Origin of the sequence: Dokdonia sp., assembly GCF_039945015.1 — a bacterium.
Classification (GTDB): Bacteria; Bacteroidota; Bacteroidia; order Flavobacteriales; family Flavobacteriaceae; genus Dokdonia.
Genome location: NZ_JBDUXP010000005.1, coordinates 111988 through 128123 on the forward strand (window position 1 = coordinate 111988; position 16136 = coordinate 128123).

General features: G+C 35.1%; 15 protein-coding genes. 11 read left to right on the forward strand and 4 right to left on the reverse strand.

Annotated features, from left to right (window positions below; translation table 11 throughout):
- The first annotated feature begins 55 nt into the window (after positions 1–55).
- The 4 genes from pepT to ABJD27_RS06455 all read left to right on the forward strand — a co-directional run bounded on the left by pepT (position 56) and on the right by ABJD27_RS06455 (position 4689).
- Complete coding sequence (gene pepT, locus ABJD27_RS06440; protein WP_348168373.1) at positions 56–1297, forward strand: peptidase T; 1242 nt, start codon at positions 56–58, stop codon at positions 1295–1297.
- 225 nt (positions 1298–1522) lie between these two features.
- Complete coding sequence (locus tag ABJD27_RS06445; protein WP_348202014.1) at positions 1523–3082, forward strand: M57 family metalloprotease; 1560 nt, start codon at positions 1523–1525, stop codon at positions 3080–3082.
- Positions 3083–3183: 101 nt separating this feature from the next.
- Entirely contained in the window at positions 3184–3759 is a 576-nt protein-coding gene (locus ABJD27_RS06450) for a DoxX family membrane protein (RefSeq protein ID WP_348168379.1), read from the forward strand.
- A 342-nt stretch (positions 3760–4101) separates the two neighbouring features.
- Positions 4102–4689, forward strand: a complete 588-nt coding sequence (locus tag ABJD27_RS06455) for a hypothetical protein (protein ID WP_348168382.1) — start codon at positions 4102–4104, stop codon at positions 4687–4689.
- Between the two features lie 75 nt (positions 4690–4764).
- On the opposite strand, the gene ABJD27_RS06460 is transcribed toward ABJD27_RS06455, so the two are convergent.
- Positions 4765–4911 carry a hypothetical protein gene (locus ABJD27_RS06460; protein ID WP_348168385.1) on the reverse strand — a complete coding sequence of 49 codons (147 nt, stop codon included), beginning with the start codon at positions 4909–4911 and terminating at the stop codon, positions 4765–4767.
- 445 nt (positions 4912–5356) lie between these two features.
- Positions 5357–5758, reverse strand: coding sequence for a heme-binding protein (locus ABJD27_RS06465; protein ID WP_348168388.1), 402 nt, complete (start codon positions 5756–5758; stop codon positions 5357–5359).
- Between the two features lie 521 nt (positions 5759–6279).
- Here ABJD27_RS06465 and ABJD27_RS06470 point away from each other — a divergent pair.
- Positions 6280–7038 carry a Two component regulator three Y domain protein gene (locus ABJD27_RS06470; RefSeq protein ID WP_348168391.1) on the forward strand — a complete coding sequence of 253 codons (759 nt, stop codon included), beginning with the start codon at positions 6280–6282 and terminating at the stop codon, positions 7036–7038.
- Between the two features lie 139 nt (positions 7039–7177).
- On the opposite strand, the gene ABJD27_RS06475 is transcribed toward ABJD27_RS06470, so the two are convergent.
- Entirely contained in the window at positions 7178–7795 is a 618-nt protein-coding gene (locus tag ABJD27_RS06475; protein ID WP_348168394.1) for an L-threonylcarbamoyladenylate synthase, read from the reverse strand.
- Between the two features lie 246 nt (positions 7796–8041).
- Here ABJD27_RS06475 and ABJD27_RS06480 point away from each other — a divergent pair, with 246 nt between their 5' ends.
- Positions 8042–8947, forward strand: a complete 906-nt coding sequence (locus ABJD27_RS06480) for an alpha/beta hydrolase (protein ID WP_348168397.1) — start codon at positions 8042–8044, stop codon at positions 8945–8947.
- On the opposite strand, the gene ABJD27_RS06485 is transcribed toward ABJD27_RS06480, so the two are convergent.
- A complete protein-coding gene (locus tag ABJD27_RS06485) occupies positions 8937–11273 on the reverse strand; it encodes a UvrD-helicase domain-containing protein (RefSeq protein ID WP_348168400.1) in 2337 nt (778 codons plus the stop codon). The genes ABJD27_RS06480 and ABJD27_RS06485 overlap by 11 nt on opposite strands.
- 298 nt (positions 11274–11571) lie before the next feature.
- Here ABJD27_RS06485 and ABJD27_RS06490 point away from each other — a divergent pair, with 298 nt between their 5' ends.
- The 5 genes from ABJD27_RS06490 (at position 11572) to ABJD27_RS06510 (ending at position 15912) form a co-directional block, all read left to right on the forward strand.
- Entirely contained in the window at positions 11572–12111 is a 540-nt protein-coding gene (locus ABJD27_RS06490; RefSeq protein ID WP_348168403.1) for a DsrE family protein, read from the forward strand.
- A gap of 10 nt (positions 12112–12121) precedes the next feature.
- The gene (locus tag ABJD27_RS06495; protein ID WP_348168406.1) at positions 12122–12622 is read left to right on the forward strand and encodes a hypothetical protein; all 501 of its coding nucleotides are present in this window, start codon (positions 12122–12124) and stop codon (positions 12620–12622) included.
- Positions 12623–12656: 34 nt separating this feature from the next.
- Positions 12657–13931 carry an amidohydrolase gene (locus ABJD27_RS06500; RefSeq protein ID WP_348168409.1) on the forward strand — a complete coding sequence of 425 codons (1275 nt, stop codon included), beginning with the start codon at positions 12657–12659 and terminating at the stop codon, positions 13929–13931.
- A 70-nt stretch (positions 13932–14001) separates the two neighbouring features.
- The gene (locus tag ABJD27_RS06505; protein WP_348168412.1) at positions 14002–14544 is read left to right on the forward strand and encodes a DUF4287 domain-containing protein; all 543 of its coding nucleotides are present in this window, start codon (positions 14002–14004) and stop codon (positions 14542–14544) included.
- Positions 14545–14637: 93 nt separating this feature from the next.
- Positions 14638–15912, forward strand: a complete 1275-nt coding sequence (locus ABJD27_RS06510; RefSeq protein ID WP_348168415.1) for an amidohydrolase — start codon at positions 14638–14640, stop codon at positions 15910–15912.
- Positions 15913–16136: the final 224 nt, after the last annotated feature.

Consider the following 16136-nt stretch of genomic DNA (forward strand, 5'->3'; position numbering starts at 1 on the left):
ATTGTAAATATGAATGCGGAGTTAGATGTCTGCTTTCACAGAAATAAAAAAGAATATGATCAACAAACAAGCACTCCTCAACCGATTTATAAGTTATGTCACTATAGATACAGAAAGTGATCCAAACAGTGATACAACACCAAGCTCTGCAAAACAATGGGATCTTGCTCGCAAACTAGCTGAGGAGTTGGAAGCTATGGGTATGTCTGATGTGACTATAGATGATAATGCCTATATCATGGCAACACTCCCATCTAATGTCTCTCACGAAGTTCCAACCATAGGTTTTGTTGCTCATTTTGACACGACGCCAGATTTTACTGGAAAAGATGTAAAACCACAAATTATAGAAAACTATGATGGTGGAGACATTGTTTTAAATCCCGCACAAAACATTGTATTATCGCCAGATTACTTTGATGACCTTACCCAGTATAAAGGTCAAACCATCGTTACTACAGATGGCACAACATTACTAGGAGCCGATGATAAAGCGGGTATTACGGAAATTATGGAAGCGATGCAGTATTTACTAGCGCATCCAGAAATTAAGCATGGAACCATTAGAGTTGGTTTTACCCCCGATGAGGAAATAGGACGTGGTGCTCATAAATTTGATGTCGAAAAATTTGGTGCTGCTTGGGCATATACTATGGACGGTAGCCAGATAGGAGAATTAGAATATGAAAACTTTAATGCTGCTGGAGCTATAGTTACTATAGAAGGTAAAATAGTACATCCTGGATATGCAAAAGGCAAAATGGTAAATAGTATGTATATCGCTACAGATTACATAAATTCTTTACCTAAACTTGAAACACCAGAACATACAGAAGATCGAGAAGGATTCTTTCATTTATATAGTATAAACGGTAGCGTAGATAGCACACGATTAGAATACATTATACGGGATCACGACAAAGGACATTTTGAGGCTCGTAAAGAGATGATGCAAAAGCTAGCTCGTGAACTTAATTCTCAATTAGGAAAAGATCTTGTTTCTGTAGAGATCAAAGATCAATACTTTAATATGAGAGAAAAAGTAGAACCAGTAATGCATATTGTAGACATCGCAGAAGAGGCTATGAAGGCATTAGGTATTAAACCTTTAATTAAACCTATACGTGGTGGAACAGATGGATCTCAGCTTTCTTTTATGGGATTACCGTGTCCAAATATTTTTGCTGGAGGACACAACTTCCATGGACGTTATGAATATGTTCCTGTAGAGAGTATGATGCGTGCTGTAGAAGTCATTGTTAAGATCGCTGAAATTACTGCTCAGAAAGAACAGTAATATTATAATTCAACAAAATTTAAGCCTCCTCGGTATACGTTTATTGTATATGGAGGGGGCTTTTTATGTGTCTATATTTTAAATATAAAAATTTGGTTTACAAATAGTTAACACCTGTTTCTTATTTAATTCATTTTTAAAGGGTAACAAATACTCTTTTTATGAAACAGGAATGTATCAATGAGAAAATCTCATTGAACAACTAATTTTATGACTATTTATATTATGAATAAAAGATTGATCAAACATGCCTTTACAGTTTTAGTAATGACCATACTATTCCTGCTTCAAAGTTGTACTACTGATGCTCTAGAAGAAGAAACAATTCTTGAAGAACAAGAATATTCTTTACGTATAACTCCTGTTATTGAAAGGCTTATTCATATGGGATATGCGCCTGAAAAAATTACTGAATTTGATGATTTTTATATTGTAGATGGAGACTTGCGTTTTTCTAAAGATATTAAAGACTTTCCAAAAGATACTGAGAATCAACGTACACATTATAGAGGCAGTAGTCTAGTTTCTGATGATAATATTACTATAACGGTGTTTTCATCTATTTCTGAACCAGATGGTATTCCACAAGGAACAAGTTGGAATTTAGCCGTTTTAGAAGCAATCGATGATTGGAACGCAACTAGAAACGGTTGTAGTGATCTTTTTCAAGTAACAACAAATTTAAGCGATGCAGATATCGTTTTACTAGGACCAGAAACACTTCCAGGAGGTTTTCCTAGTGGACCTAGTCATATTTTTGGATGGGTTGGCGGAAGCCCTGCTTGTGGAAAACCATATCGTGATGTTTTTATTAATACAAATTTCCGTTACAATAGAAACGAATTTCCTACTCAAATAAATATGCGAAATATAGTAGGTCATGAACTTGGTCATGCGATTGGTTTTAGACATACAGATGGTCATGAAGGCTCTGCTATCACAGGAACAGCTGGGATAGATTCTTTTTCTATTATGCATGGAAACATCGTAAACAGGTTAGTTTCTGGATTAACACCCAATGATGTTAGCGCAGTACAACACTTATACGGCTGTAATAGCACTGTAAATGATAATCAAAATTTTGTTGGGGCTATTCATATAGACGAAATTTCACCTGATCCATTTTGTGTTACCGAAACGTTTAGCATCAGTGGTACGTACACCAATTGTACAGATGATAATGCAACTATTGAATTATGTTTTAGTGAATTGGGCGGTCCTTTTTCTTTTCAAGAGTGCATAAATCCAAGCAACTTTAGTAATGGTAGCTTCACTTTTACAAACTTAAGTTTAAATAATATAACCAACTTTAATCCTAATAGCACTTATGTTGTAACGGCTAGAACTACTGGAAACAATAGTGTAACGTCTAATGCTGTAGAAGTACCTTTTACAACAGATTGTACGACTAGTGGTGATTGTCCAGATGTAATTATGAACCCACTTACTTTATCATATACACCTTCACTTGGAAAACCATTACAATCTACCATTAGTTGGACAGATATCTACAATGGTAATTATATCCTTGAATTTACTTCTAGTGATGAATGTGCAAACGGGGATTTCACAAATGTAGGAGCAAGTGTAACATATACACAAAGTGGTAATTCATTTAACTTAATGAATGCTGTAAATGATCTAGATAGTAGGTGTCTAACAGTGTCTATTAGGACAGATTGTTCTACCCAAAGTGATACGTGTTTGTTTAGAGTAAGAACTCTCCAAGATCCTATAAATGCTCCCCTTTTTATATTTGAAGATTGCAACATATTTTATAATTAATCTAGTAAATCATAAAACTTTAATAATTGTGGTGCTTTGAGAGATTGAATACCAGATATCTTAATCATAAAGTTGTCAATAATTTTAAAAAATCAAACTACATGAAAAAAGAGAAAATTATTGACTTTGGGATTTTAGCATTACGCTGGTATTTGATTTTTTATATGATAAGTTACGGTTGGAGTAAACTGACTTTGAGCCAATTTGGAGTTTATGATGCTTCTATTTTAGAAAAACCAATTAAAGATATTGATAGTTTTTATGTGACTTGGCATCTCTATGGGAGAAGTACATTTTTTAATATTTCAACAGGGATTTTAGAAATTATTGGAGGAATATTACTGATTTTCAATAGAACTGTTTTAATCGGAACTCTACTTGTATTATCTATATTGGCTCAAATTTTAATTATAGACATCGCTTTTACAACAGGTGTTCACGGATTTGCACTTCCAATTAGAATTAGCGGAATGATTATGGCTGATTTAGTAATTCTCTATTACTATAAAGAAAAAATAATAATTGCCTGGAAAAATCTAACGAATGGAATATCAACAAAATTCAAATACAAATGGTGGGTCTATTTAATTTTACCTATAGTTGGATTTTTAATGGATTTTGTAATTGCCATTTTTACAATGCCAATTAAAATGCTATTAAACTGGCTTGGGAATTAAAGACTAATGACAACAGCGTATATAATTTATAGCAAATTAGTTGCTTCATCGAAGTTAAAGCATATTGGCAAGGCCGATTAAGTATTGACCCTCAAAAATAAAATAGCGACTCTATATAGGGTCGCTATTTTTATATACTATCTATTCATATGTATTTCGCAGTACTACAAAGATGATGAATTGTTAAAAAAATCGTTTTAACCATAAAGCGTTGTTAATCTTAGGTTAAGTACAATTTTTAAAAGCAACCAATACCTAATTCTTCTATCTAGAAGATATTAACTAACGAGATAGTATAAGACCAGAAATTGGCTTCTGTCTTTATAAAATAATATCAATCTTATGAAAAACGTAATCACAGTCTTATTCTTACTTATCTCTATTATAGCATCTGCTCAAGAAGATACCGATGATCAACCTGTAAACCTCAATCAAATAAATAACAAGAAACATGAGTTCAGAATAGACGTATTAGAAAGTCTACTTGTTCCCGCCATAGATATTAGTTATGAATATGTTTTAAGTAAATACTCAGGGATTGGAGCTAGTGTCAATTTTGATTTTGATGATGATGATTTTGATTTTGACCAAAAATTTGCATTTACTGCCTATTATAGACAGTACTTCTTTAATAAAAAAGACTATGGCGCCAGAGGCTTCTTTGCAGAAGGTTTACTGCAATATGCAAATGGTAACAATAATGATATCAGTTTTATTACCGATGACCAAGGTTTTATAACAGAGACAATACAAAGTAATGGTACTTGGAATAAATTTGGTGTTGGCGCTGCTATAGGTCAGAAATGGGTAAGTAAAAACGGATTTGTTTTAGAATTATCTCTAGGCGGTGGTCGCTATCTAGGTGATGATGATAATGACTCTCCAGAAGGCTTTTTCAGAGGGGGTGTTTCTTTTGGATATCGTTTCTAATCTAGAAAATTATATATAGTATAAAAAGAGGCATTTTCTATAAATGCCTCTTTTTATACTCAAATTAAAAATCTTTTACATTGGTTCGCAACCTGAAGGAGTACACGTCCAACCTCTAGGGCAATCACGATCAGAATAACAACTTGGAGGACATCCTCCTGTAATTGTTTTTTTCTCTGATATATTCAATTCAGAGCCTAATTTTGAAATTGTTTTTAACATAATTTAAATTTTTATGATGACTATAAATTTACTTATTTTTTTCAAAAAAACTGATAATCAGTTACATATATTTACTCAAACAATTAATTTAGCATAGTACTCTCTCTCTTTTTGGTAATAAAATGGTAAACAAATATGTCCACAAATTTTGATTATAATGATAAAAATCCTGAAGACAAACGTAATTTACATTATTAAGATATTTTATCTCAAAAACATAGATGAATAGAAACGGATTTGTTTTAAAACTGTCTGTAGGTGGTGGCCGTTATCTTGGAGAAGATGATGGTGATAGATCATCAGAAGGATTCTTATAAAGGAGGTATTTCTTTTGGATATCGCTTCTAAGTCTCGTCTTTGTTTATCGTACACACAAGAGTTAAAATAATAAACACAAAAAAAGGTGATCATACGTATGATCACCTTTTTTTGTGTTTATTATGGTCTATCCTACACTCTTTGCTCCTGCATCTGCTACTGTATGATCATTCTCTACAGAACTCCCACTTACACCTACTGCACCAATGATAGTACCATCTGCATCTTTTATAGGTACTCCTCCTGGAAATGTGATTAATCCATTATTAGAATGTTCTATATTATATAGAGGCTGTCCTGGTTGAGATAGTTCTCCAATAATTCCTGTATTCATATCAAAATAACGTGCTGTCTTTGCTTTCTTAATAGAAATATCTAACGAGCCTAACCATGCTCCGTCCATACGTGCAAATGCAACTAGGTTTGCACCTGCATCTACAACAGCTATATTCATTTTAGTATCTAATGTAATAGATGCTGCTTTTGCTGCTTCTATAACTTTTTCGGCTTGTTTTAGTGTAATATTCATATTGTGTTTTTATGTTTTATGTTCAGTTATAATTTGAATTGCAAGTATACTGTCGTATTAAAGTAAGATGCTTACGAGAAAAGGTCAAGTTATGTAAAAGTATGACCTAATGTTCCATTAATATGCTCTTACTTCTTAAATGAATCTATTTTTCTAATTAAGAAATAGCAAATGTATGAAGTGCTCTTTTGAGAATATATTCTTTCAATCAAAAGTAAAAATCCTTCGCGTTTTAACCCAAAAAAAAGCGCTCAATATTTCTTATGGTAAACCCGTATTGCATGTACAGGTATTCGTCAGATGGTATCTTAATAAAAAAAGGGCCATTTTGTGTATATCAGCTATAGTACTATGCACTTTATCGATGAAATACACTATTTTTTATCTCGATGAACCGACGAAATACACAAAATAGAGCTGTAAATGTTAAAATTCGATGTATTTCATCGAAAAAAACAATCACTTAGTCGTGCGCCAAAAGAAACTATGTACATTAGTATCACCCAAATCAAACATACCCTATGAAAATCATTACAACACTTGCGTTAGCATTATTTGTTTCTTTCAGCTCATTTGCTCAAATATCTCCTTTAGAAAAACAAGCTTTAGTCGATTTGTATACACAAACAAATGGTTCGTCTTGGACAAATTCTTGGGATATAGAACAATCACCAAAATCTTGGAAAGGAGTTGTTATAATTAACAATAAGGTAATCGCACTAACGCTTAATGACAACAACCTAACCGGTGAACTTCCTGAAAGTATCGGAAACCTAGCAAACCTAAAAGTACTTAACCTACACAAAAATAGTATAGAAGGAACAATTCCTCAGACGGTTACTAATATTAAAGGATTGAAAGTATTAAACATCTCTTTTAATAAATTAGAAGGAACACTTCCTACACATCTTACTGATTTAGCAAGTTTAGAATATTTAGATTTATTCTTTAATAATTTAACTGGTGAATTACCACAAGATATAGGGAACTTAAAAAACCTTAAAAGAATAAGTTTATATAGCAATAACTTTAAAGGACAATTACCAACATCTATAGAGAAGCTACAACACTTACGTGATATCCAAATAAGCAGTAACAACTTTAACGGTGAGTTACCTGTAGGTATTGCTTCTTTAAACTCTCTTAAGAGGTTAAGTATTTTTGATAATAATTTTTCTGGAAATTTTCCTGAAATGATTAATACACTTGATTTACAAGAGCTAGCATATCAAAACAATAAATTCAACGCAACTACTTTAGTAGCTGTAAGTGATAAATAATATATTCACATACTAGTTTAGGCTAGTATTTTTTACCCCAAATCTTTTAGATTTAGTTAAGAGCCTCCATTAGGGGGCTTTTTACATGTAGTGTAATAAGACTATTTTTAAAATAAATACGATTACGTTTTCCTTCTCTTTATATCTCCAAGCTTCCTTTCCCTTCTCTAATCAAAACAGGCTCTCCATTTGTAAGATCTATAACTGTAGATGGCACATTGTCTCCATACCCTCCATCGACTATAACATCGACTAAATCGTTCCATTTTTCATATATGAGTTCTGGATCTGTCATATACTCTATCACCTCATCTTCATCATATATAGATGTAGATACAATAGGGTTTCCTAATTCGGAGATAATTGCATTGGTTATAGAATTATCCGGCACTCTAATGCCTACCTCTTTTTTCTTTTTAAAGACCGTAGGTAAGTTATTATTTCCCGGTAGTATGAATGTATATGGGCCAGGTAATGCTCTTTTAAGTAACTTAAATGTAGCAGTATCAATTTGTTTTACATAATCAGATAGATTACTTAAATCTTTACACACAAAAGAAAAATTTGCTTTAGCTAGTTTTACCCCTTTAATCTTGGCAACTCGCTCTAAAGCCCTATTATTTGTGATATCACATCCTAAAGCATATACTGTATCACTAGGATAGATAATCAAACCACCGTTTCGTATGATAGATACGATACGTTGCACATCCTTAGGATTTGGATTATCATTATATAATTTAATAAGCGTTGCCATATAGTGTTAAGGTCGTTATAATCTATTAGTAACAAAATTACAAAAAGCAGTACGCTTTCGCGAAAGCGTATACAACATCTTTACAAATTCAAGAGTAAAATTAGACTATTAAGAGAAAAAAGCTTGATTTGAAAAAATTATATGCAGTAGCTTCACAAAAGGCATAATAATTGATGCGTTAAAAAAATCGTAATGTCATGATATACGCAATACATCATAACGAGCGTTATACTAAAAAAACAACCCATGAGATATCTACAGCTATTTATACTTATTCTTGGATTTTCTATTACATTTTCTAGCTGTACATCATCTGATGAGGAGATCACAACAGACGACACTACAATAGTCGAAGAGCCTGCCTCAGAAGCACTTGTACTAAACAATGTATCCTACGGCACCAATGCCCAACAAGTATATGATCTCTATTTACCAGCAGGAAGAACAAGTGTTACCACAAAGGTAGTGATGCTCATTCATGGAGGTGGCTGGACCTCTGGAGACAAGAGTGATATGGCAGCTTCGGTGGCATTTTTACAAGCTTTTCATCCAGATCATGCCATTGTAAATATAAATTATGTCCTAGCCGATTTTCCTGATACACCAGCTTTTCCTAATCAATATCTAGATATACAAGCCGTTATAAATCAACTTGTAGAACAACACGAAGAATTACAAATTACTCCAGAGTTTGGAATGATAGGCGTAAGTGCTGGAGCGCATCTTGCCATGATGTATGATTATGTATATGATACTTCTGACCAAGTAAAATTTGTGATAAATATTGTAGGCCCTAGTAATTTTACAGATCCATTTTATGCAGACGACCCTATCTTTAATATTGCACTAAGTTTATTTGTAGATGAAGATCAGTTTCCTGCAAATGCAGATTATGCCGTAGCAAATAGCCCTGCATTACAGATTACAGAAAGCAGCAGTCCTACCCTACTCTTTTATGGAAATCAAGATCCTTTGGTACCACTTACAAACGGTATGCAACTAGATAGTAGTTTAAACACATCTAATATCCCACACTTATTTACCGTTTATCAAGGAGGACATGGCAATGATTGGAGTGAAGCCAGTACTATTGATTTATCACAAAAGTCAAGTGAGTATATCAATACCTATCTTCCTATAGTTATCCAATAATTTTAAGCTTTGCAAAACGTAGCAAAAGCTTTTTGATCCCTCCATTCTGGAAGTTAATTTCGGCTTTTTGATCTTGCCCTTTCCCTTCGATTCGAGCTACAATTCCTTTTCCAAAACGAATATGCTCTACAATCGTTCCAGCAACTAACTCACCTACAACGTTAGACACAGGTGCATCAGGACTTGCAGGTTTTATTTTTCGTAATTTTCGTAATTGGTCTTGAGTAGGCGTTCCTACACTAGGTGGAGCACTACTTACTGGTTTCTTTAAACGAAGCTTGCTTTTATCTACATCACCAAAAATATCGGTATCCATTAATGGTTTATATCGATACGTTTGCATTGGAGTCTGATAGTCCAAGAACTTATCATCTATCTCCTCTATAAATCGGCTAGGTTCTGCATCTACTAGTTTTCCCCATCGATACCTAGACTCTGTATAGGTAAGATATGCTTGTTTCTCTGCTCGGGTCAATGCCACATAAAAAAGACGTCGTTCCTCTTCTAGTTCACTACGTGTATTCATACTCATTGCACTCGGAAAAAGATCTTCTTCCATCCCTACGATGTACACAAATGGAAACTCAAGTCCTTTTGCTAAGTGAATCGTCATTAATGCCACACGATCCTCGTCTCCCTTATCATTATCCATATCGGTAGCCAAAGCTACATCCTCTAGAAACTCGGCAAGTGACCCTGTAGTATCTGCTAGTTGTTTTTGCTCCTCTACAAAATCGCGCATTCCATTAAGAAGCTCTTCTATATTCTCAATACGAGCAATTCCTTCTGGAGTTCCATCCTTCTTAAGTTCCTGTAAAAGTCCTGTTTTCTTTGCAACAGTCTCTGCCAATTCAAAAGCATTCCCATCCTCATTAAGGACTTGAAAACTCTTGATCATTATCACAAAATTAGACAACTTGGTTTGCGTCCCGCGATTGATATTCATAGAACCGCCGAGTTGGTCTATTTTCTCCATCACCTCAAAAATAGAACGCCCGTAATGCTTTGCAGCAACAATCAATTTATCTATCGTTGTACCGCCTATACCACGAGCGGGATAATTCACTACACGTTTAAGCGCCTCTTCATCCTTAGGATTGATAATCAATCGTAAATAGCCTAATACATCTTTAATCTCTTTACGTTGATAGAAAGAAAGACCTCCATAAATACGATACGGGATATCACGTTTACGTAACGCATCCTCCATCGCACGAGATTGTGCATTGGTACGATATAAAATAGCAAAATCCCCATTCAATAACTGATGGTTCATTCGGTTTTCAAAAATATTGGAAGCCACATAACGCCCTTCTTCCCCGTCAGTAGGTGATCTATGTACAACAATCTTTCCTCCATCATCATTAGACGTCCAAACCGTCTTATCAAGACGTGTTTTATTTTTCTCTATTACAGAGTTTGCCGCTTCTACAATATTCTTTGTAGAACGATAATTTTGCTCTAGGCGATACATCGCTACATTCTCATAATCCTTCTGGAAATTTAGAATGTTATTAATATTTGCCCCTCTAAAGGCATAAATACTCTGAGAGTCATCCCCTACCACACAAATATTCTGAAAACGATCAGAAAGTGCTTTTACGATTAAGTATTGACTATGGTTGGTATCTTGGTACTCATCCACTAGAATGTACTGGAAACGATTTTGATATTTTGCAAGTACTTCTGGAAAACGGTTTAGGAGTTCATTGGTACGTAACAACAGATCATCAAAATCCATAGCACCTGCCTTAAAACAACGATCTACATACTCTTTATAGATCTCTCCCATACGAGGACGTTTTGCCATGGCATCTGCCTCAACAAGATCTGGATCATTAAAATAAGCTCTTACCGTGATAAGGCTATTTTTAAAAGAAGATATTCTATTTTGTACCTGCTTGTACTTATAAATGTCCTTGTCTAATTGCATTTCCTTGATAATCCCACTGATTAATCGTTGAGAATCTTGGGTATCATAAATCGTGAAGTTAGAAGGGAATCCGAGTTTATCTGCTTCAAAACGAAGGATTTTTGCAAAAATCGAATGAAAAGTTCCCATCCATAGATTTTTAGCCTCACTACTTCCTACAATTCCAGCGATACGTTTTTTCATCTCACGAGCTGCTTTATTGGTAAACGTAAGAGACAGAATATTAAATGCATCTACCCCTTGGCTCATCAAATAAGCAATACGCATCGTAAGCACACGTGTCTTCCCTGATCCTGCTCCTGCAATCACAATAAGTGCTCCATCTTTATGCAAGGTGGGTGCACGTTGGGCCTCATTTAAGCCCTCAATATATACTTCTAGTTTAGAATCCATAGCTATATGCCAAAGTACGATATGAAGTTTGATTTCAAAACCTATATCACTCGTTTTTATAGAGATTTTTCAACAACTTTCAAAAAGAATATAGAATATAGAAATGTATCGAGGTTTCGATTTTCAAAATAGAGTACTACTCTAAATTAGAGCAATACTCTATTTTTTTAATTTTGATTACAAGTGTATAAAATTGAAGTCTATGCGCTATACTCCATATTCTTTTTTACATCTCTCTTTTCTTTTCTTTTTTGAAGCAAACAAATTATAAAGTATCTTCACGGAGAAGAAATATCCTATGAAGAAACTAATATATATTGTGTGTGTATTCGCTTTCGCGAAAGCGTACGCCCAACAACCCACCTCTCAATCAGGAAACGTCATTCCTGAGTTTGGAAAAACCTATGAAATCACAAATCCAGATTTTAAAACCAATACTGATATGGTCTTTAAGGCTGTTTTTGATGTTTCAAAAGCACCTGAAGATAAAAGTAAACGCAATCCATATATAGAAACCATTGCACGTTTTCTAAACATGCACGAAAACGCAGGTGTTCCTGTAAAAAACCTCAGCGTACGTATGGCCATGCACGGACAAGCATCCTACGGATTACTGACCAATGAAGCCTATAAAGAAAAATTTGGTGTTGATAACCCTAATATAGAATTACTCGAAGCGATAGACAAAGCGGGTGTCGATATTATCTTATGTGGGCAAACAGCAGGTGCTCGTAACATTACCGAAGAACGACGTTTACCACTCACACAAACGGCACTTTCTGCTATGACGATTCTCATACAGTCACAAGGAGAAGGGTATCGTATGATTGCTTTTTAACATGAATTTTTTGAAGTTTTTTATAGTATATATAGCACTGATTCTCTTTAGTATTGATTCATATGGTCAATATACAGATGGTACAGTAGATTCTATACGAGAAACGTCTTATGCAATTCTTAAAAAGAAAATGAGATTTAAGGAGAAGACAATATGGTCACACTCATACTCGTCTATATCTGAAGTAAAAAAATCAAGAAAATTTATACAGGCAATAACCACTTTAAAAGAGGGGAATCGTATCGATATAAAATATTATAAACTAAAACGTAATAAATATATGGTACATATAAGTGATCCTGACGAACCGAAAGGAGTCACTAATTATGAATTTGCAATACATAATAAAGAAATTCTATATGAAAGCAGGGTAGATATTATGGAAACTTGCAGAGGGTATAGTGAAGAAGATTTTAATGAACAATGGATCAAGCAGTATCATTATACTACGGATGAATTACAACAGTTTAGCCTTGTATTATTACATAAAATAAATACCACTATTAAATAAGATTCCTACCTTAGTTGGAATAAAATCAATTACTATGAAGAAACTCCTATTACCATTACTCCTACTTCTTGTAGGAACCACATTTGCTCAAACGAGCTTTGATAAAGACGTCGAAGCTGTAAAAGATAAAGTCATTGAGTGGCGTCGTGATTTTCATGCGAATCCAGAACTTGGAAATCGCGAATTCAAAACCGCCGATAAAATTGCTAAACACTTAAAATCACTTGGCATCGAGGTACAAACTGGCGTAGCCAAAACGGGTGTTGTGGGTATCCTTAAAGGAGATAATCCTGGAAAAGTGATTGCCCTTCGTGCAGATATCGATGCACTTCCAGTGACAGAGCGTAATGATCTTGCATTCAAGTCTGAAGTAAAGACCACTTTCTTAGGTGCAGAAACGGGTGTGATGCATGCATGTGGTCACGATACACACACAGCTATCCTTATGGGTGTTGCCGAAGTACTTGCAAAAAACAAAGACAAAATCAACGGAACTGTAAAGTTCATTTTTCAACCATCAGAAGAGGGACCACCTCCTGGTGAAGAAGGGGGCGCAAAACTAATGGTAAAAGAAGGGGTTCTTGAAAACCCAAAAGTAGATGCTATCTTCGGATTGCATATCAATAGTGGTACGCCTGTCAATACCATACGCTATAAGCCGGGAGGAACCATGGCAGCAACAGAACGTTTTGTAGTAAACGTAAAAGGAAAGCAAACACACGGGAGTCAGCCGTGGTCTGGGGTTGATCCTATTTATATTTCGGCTAAGATTATAGATGGCTTTCAAAGTATTATCTCAAGAGAGAGTAAATTAACCGATGAAGCTGCCGTGATTACGATTGGAAAAATCTCTTCTGGGTTACGTTTTAACATCATTCCTGAAAGTGCAGAGATGATTGGTACGGTACGTACTCTTGATCCTGATATGCGTACTAAAATTATACGTCGTATGGACGAAATGGCACGTGATATTGCCAAAGCGTATGGTGGAGAAGCAACTATCGATTGGCAAAATATGACCGTAGTTACTTATAATGATCTTGATCTTACTGCACAAATGCTTCCTACACTTCAAAAAGTAGGTGGTACCGAAAATATCCAGTTACAGAAAGCGGTCACAGGTGGTGAAGATTTTTCTTTCTTTCAAGAGAAAGTCCCAGGTTTTTATTTCTTCTTAGGAGGAATGACTCCTGGTAATGCAGAAGCATTCCCACATCATACTCCCGACTTCTTCATAGACGAATCCGGCTTCCAATTAGGCGTCAAAGCGCTTAGCCAAATGTCTATTGATTATCTGAATGGGAAGTAAACTAACATAGCTTCCTCTTTCCAAATCTTCTCTTTTTTAATACATTTATAGCTCTTCAAAATAATTTCTTATGGACAAAGCATTACAAACAATGATCAATAATATGCCTGAGAAAACAGGAAAGTCATTAGATCAATGGAAAGTAGTACTCAAAACAATGTCGTTTAGTAAACATTCGGAAGCTGTGAACTTTCTAAAGAAAGAGCATCAAGTAACACATGGTTTTGCAAATACGATAGTGACCCTATCAAAAGAAGAAAATAATACCCCTACAGATCTTGTAGAAGCGCAATACAAGGGGAAAGAAAGTTTACTTCCTATCTATGAACAATTACTTACTGTCGTAAAAGGTTTTGGAGAAGATGTCGTTATCACACCTAAAAAAACAAGCGTAAGCATCATTAGGAAAAAGCAATTTGCGCTCATTAAACCTGCTACTAAAACGCGTATAGATCTTGGTTTAAAATTAAAAGATACGCCTATCACTGAGCGTCTTGAAAACTCAGGGCCTTTTGGTACGATGTGTACACACCGCGTGAAATTATCAAATAGTAGTGAGGTAGATGATGAACTTATATCTTGGTTGCAGGAAGCCTACCAGAAAGCGCAGTAAATCTCAATTAATTAAGTAGCTCTCCATCAACTCCTCTAATTAATTCGTATTTTTCAGACAAATCAAATTTGTTATTCAATTCAAACCTTTTATATGAAATACACTAAAGCACTCCTTTTAAGCGGGATCGTTCTGGTATCCGCTTTCGCGAAAGCGCAATCACTAGAGAAAGAAATTAATGCTGTCGAATCTAAAGTAATCGAATGGCGTAGAGATTTTCATCAAAATCCTGAATTAGGAAATAGAGAATTCCGCACTGCCGAAAAAATTGCTGCACATTTAAGATCATTAGGCATCGAGGTACAAACTGAAGTTGCAAAAACGGGCGTTGTAGGAATTCTTAAAGGAAAACGTGATGGAAAAGTAGTAGCATTACGTGCAGATATAGATGCATTGCCTGTAGAAGAGCGTGTAGATTTACCATTTAAATCTACTGCAAAAGGAACGTACAGAGGTAATGAAGTACCTGTGATGCATGCTTGTGGTCACGATACTCATATTGCTATCCTTATGGGAGTGGCAGAAGTCCTAGCTAAGAACAATGACTTTGCAGGAACCGTAAAATTTATCTTTCAACCAGCAGAAGAGGGAGCGCCTCCAGGTGAAGAAGGTGGTGCAGAACTTATGGTAAAGGAAGGGGTTCTTAAAAATCCAGATGTCGATGCTATTTTTGGATTGCATATCGGAGCTGGTCAAGATATAGGTACTATTTCTTATAAAGCAGGCGGTATTATGGCGGCTTCGCAAAGTTTTGAAATAAACGTAAAAGGAAAACAAAGCCACGGGTCTACGCCTTGGACAAGTGTTGATCCTATTATGGCTTCTGTAAAAATTATAGATGGGTTACAAACTATTATTTCGCGAGAAGCACCACTTACACAAGAAGCAGCAGTACTTTCTATAGGAAAAATCAATGCTGGTGTACGCAGTAATATCATTCCTGAAAGTGCACAAATTATAGGAACGCTTCGTACACTAGATTATGGAATGCAAGCACAAATCAATAAGCGTATGCAAGAAATGGTTCCTGCCATTGCTGCTGCATATCGTGCCGAGGCTACGATTACCATTGCAAAAGGGTATCCTATTACCTATAATCATCTTGATCTTACAGCACAAATGCTTCCTTCTATGGAAAAAGCAGCGGGGAAGGACAATGTAAAACTCATCAAAGCCATTACAGGTGCCGAGGATTTCTCATTCTTTCAAAAAGAAGTGCCTGGTGTTTATTTCTTTTTAGGAGGTAAAACACCTGGTGATAAAACAGCAGCACCTCATCATACGCCAGATTTCCATATAGACGAAAACGGCCTATTATTAGGTGTTAAGACATTCGTTCAAATGACTACTGATTATCTAGGTAACTAGATGTGGTGAAAGGGTGGTTGTTTAAGAAATTGTGTAACTTTTTCTGTGCATAATTTCTTAAACTTTCCGTACCTACTCATATTCAAAAAGTAGTACAGATTATCTAGGTAACTAGCTGTGGTGAAAGGGTGGTTGTTTAAGAAATTGTGTAACTTTTCTGTGCATAATCTCTTAAACTTTCCGTGCCTACTCATATTCAAAAAGTAGTACTGATTATCTAGGTA

Excerpts from the sequence above, each read along its gene's own strand:
- ABJD27_RS06465 (WP_348168388.1), bottom strand. The coding sequence starts at position 5,758 with ATGAATATTACACTAAAACAAGCCGAAAAAGTTATAGAAGCAGCAAAA.
- pepT (WP_348168373.1), top strand. The coding sequence starts at position 56 with ATGATCAACAAACAAGCACTCCTCAACCGATTTATAAGTTATGTCACT.
- ABJD27_RS06455 (WP_348168382.1), top strand. The coding sequence starts at position 4,102 with ATGAAAAACGTAATCACAGTCTTATTCTTACTTATCTCTATTATAGCA.
- ABJD27_RS06510 (WP_348168415.1), top strand. The coding sequence starts at position 14,638 with ATGAAATACACTAAAGCACTCCTTTTAAGCGGGATCGTTCTGGTATCC.
- ABJD27_RS06500 (WP_348168409.1), top strand. The coding sequence starts at position 12,657 with ATGAAGAAACTCCTATTACCATTACTCCTACTTCTTGTAGGAACCACA.
- ABJD27_RS06470 (WP_348168391.1), top strand. The coding sequence starts at position 6,280 with ATGAAAATCATTACAACACTTGCGTTAGCATTATTTGTTTCTTTCAGC.
- ABJD27_RS06450 (WP_348168379.1), top strand. The coding sequence starts at position 3,184 with ATGAAAAAAGAGAAAATTATTGACTTTGGGATTTTAGCATTACGCTGG.
- ABJD27_RS06480 (WP_348168397.1), top strand. The coding sequence starts at position 8,042 with ATGAGATATCTACAGCTATTTATACTTATTCTTGGATTTTCTATTACA.
- ABJD27_RS06460 (WP_348168385.1), bottom strand. The coding sequence starts at position 4,911 with ATGTTAAAAACAATTTCAAAATTAGGCTCTGAATTGAATATATCAGAG.
- ABJD27_RS06445 (WP_348202014.1), top strand. The coding sequence starts at position 1,523 with ATGAATAAAAGATTGATCAAACATGCCTTTACAGTTTTAGTAATGACC.
- ABJD27_RS06505 (WP_348168412.1), top strand. The coding sequence starts at position 14,002 with ATGGACAAAGCATTACAAACAATGATCAATAATATGCCTGAGAAAACA.
- ABJD27_RS06475 (WP_348168394.1), bottom strand. The coding sequence starts at position 7,795 with ATGGCAACGCTTATTAAATTATATAATGATAATCCAAATCCTAAGGAT.
- ABJD27_RS06485 (WP_348168400.1), bottom strand. The coding sequence starts at position 11,273 with ATGGATTCTAAACTAGAAGTATATATTGAGGGCTTAAATGAGGCCCAA.
- ABJD27_RS06490 (WP_348168403.1), top strand. The coding sequence starts at position 11,572 with ATGAAGAAACTAATATATATTGTGTGTGTATTCGCTTTCGCGAAAGCG.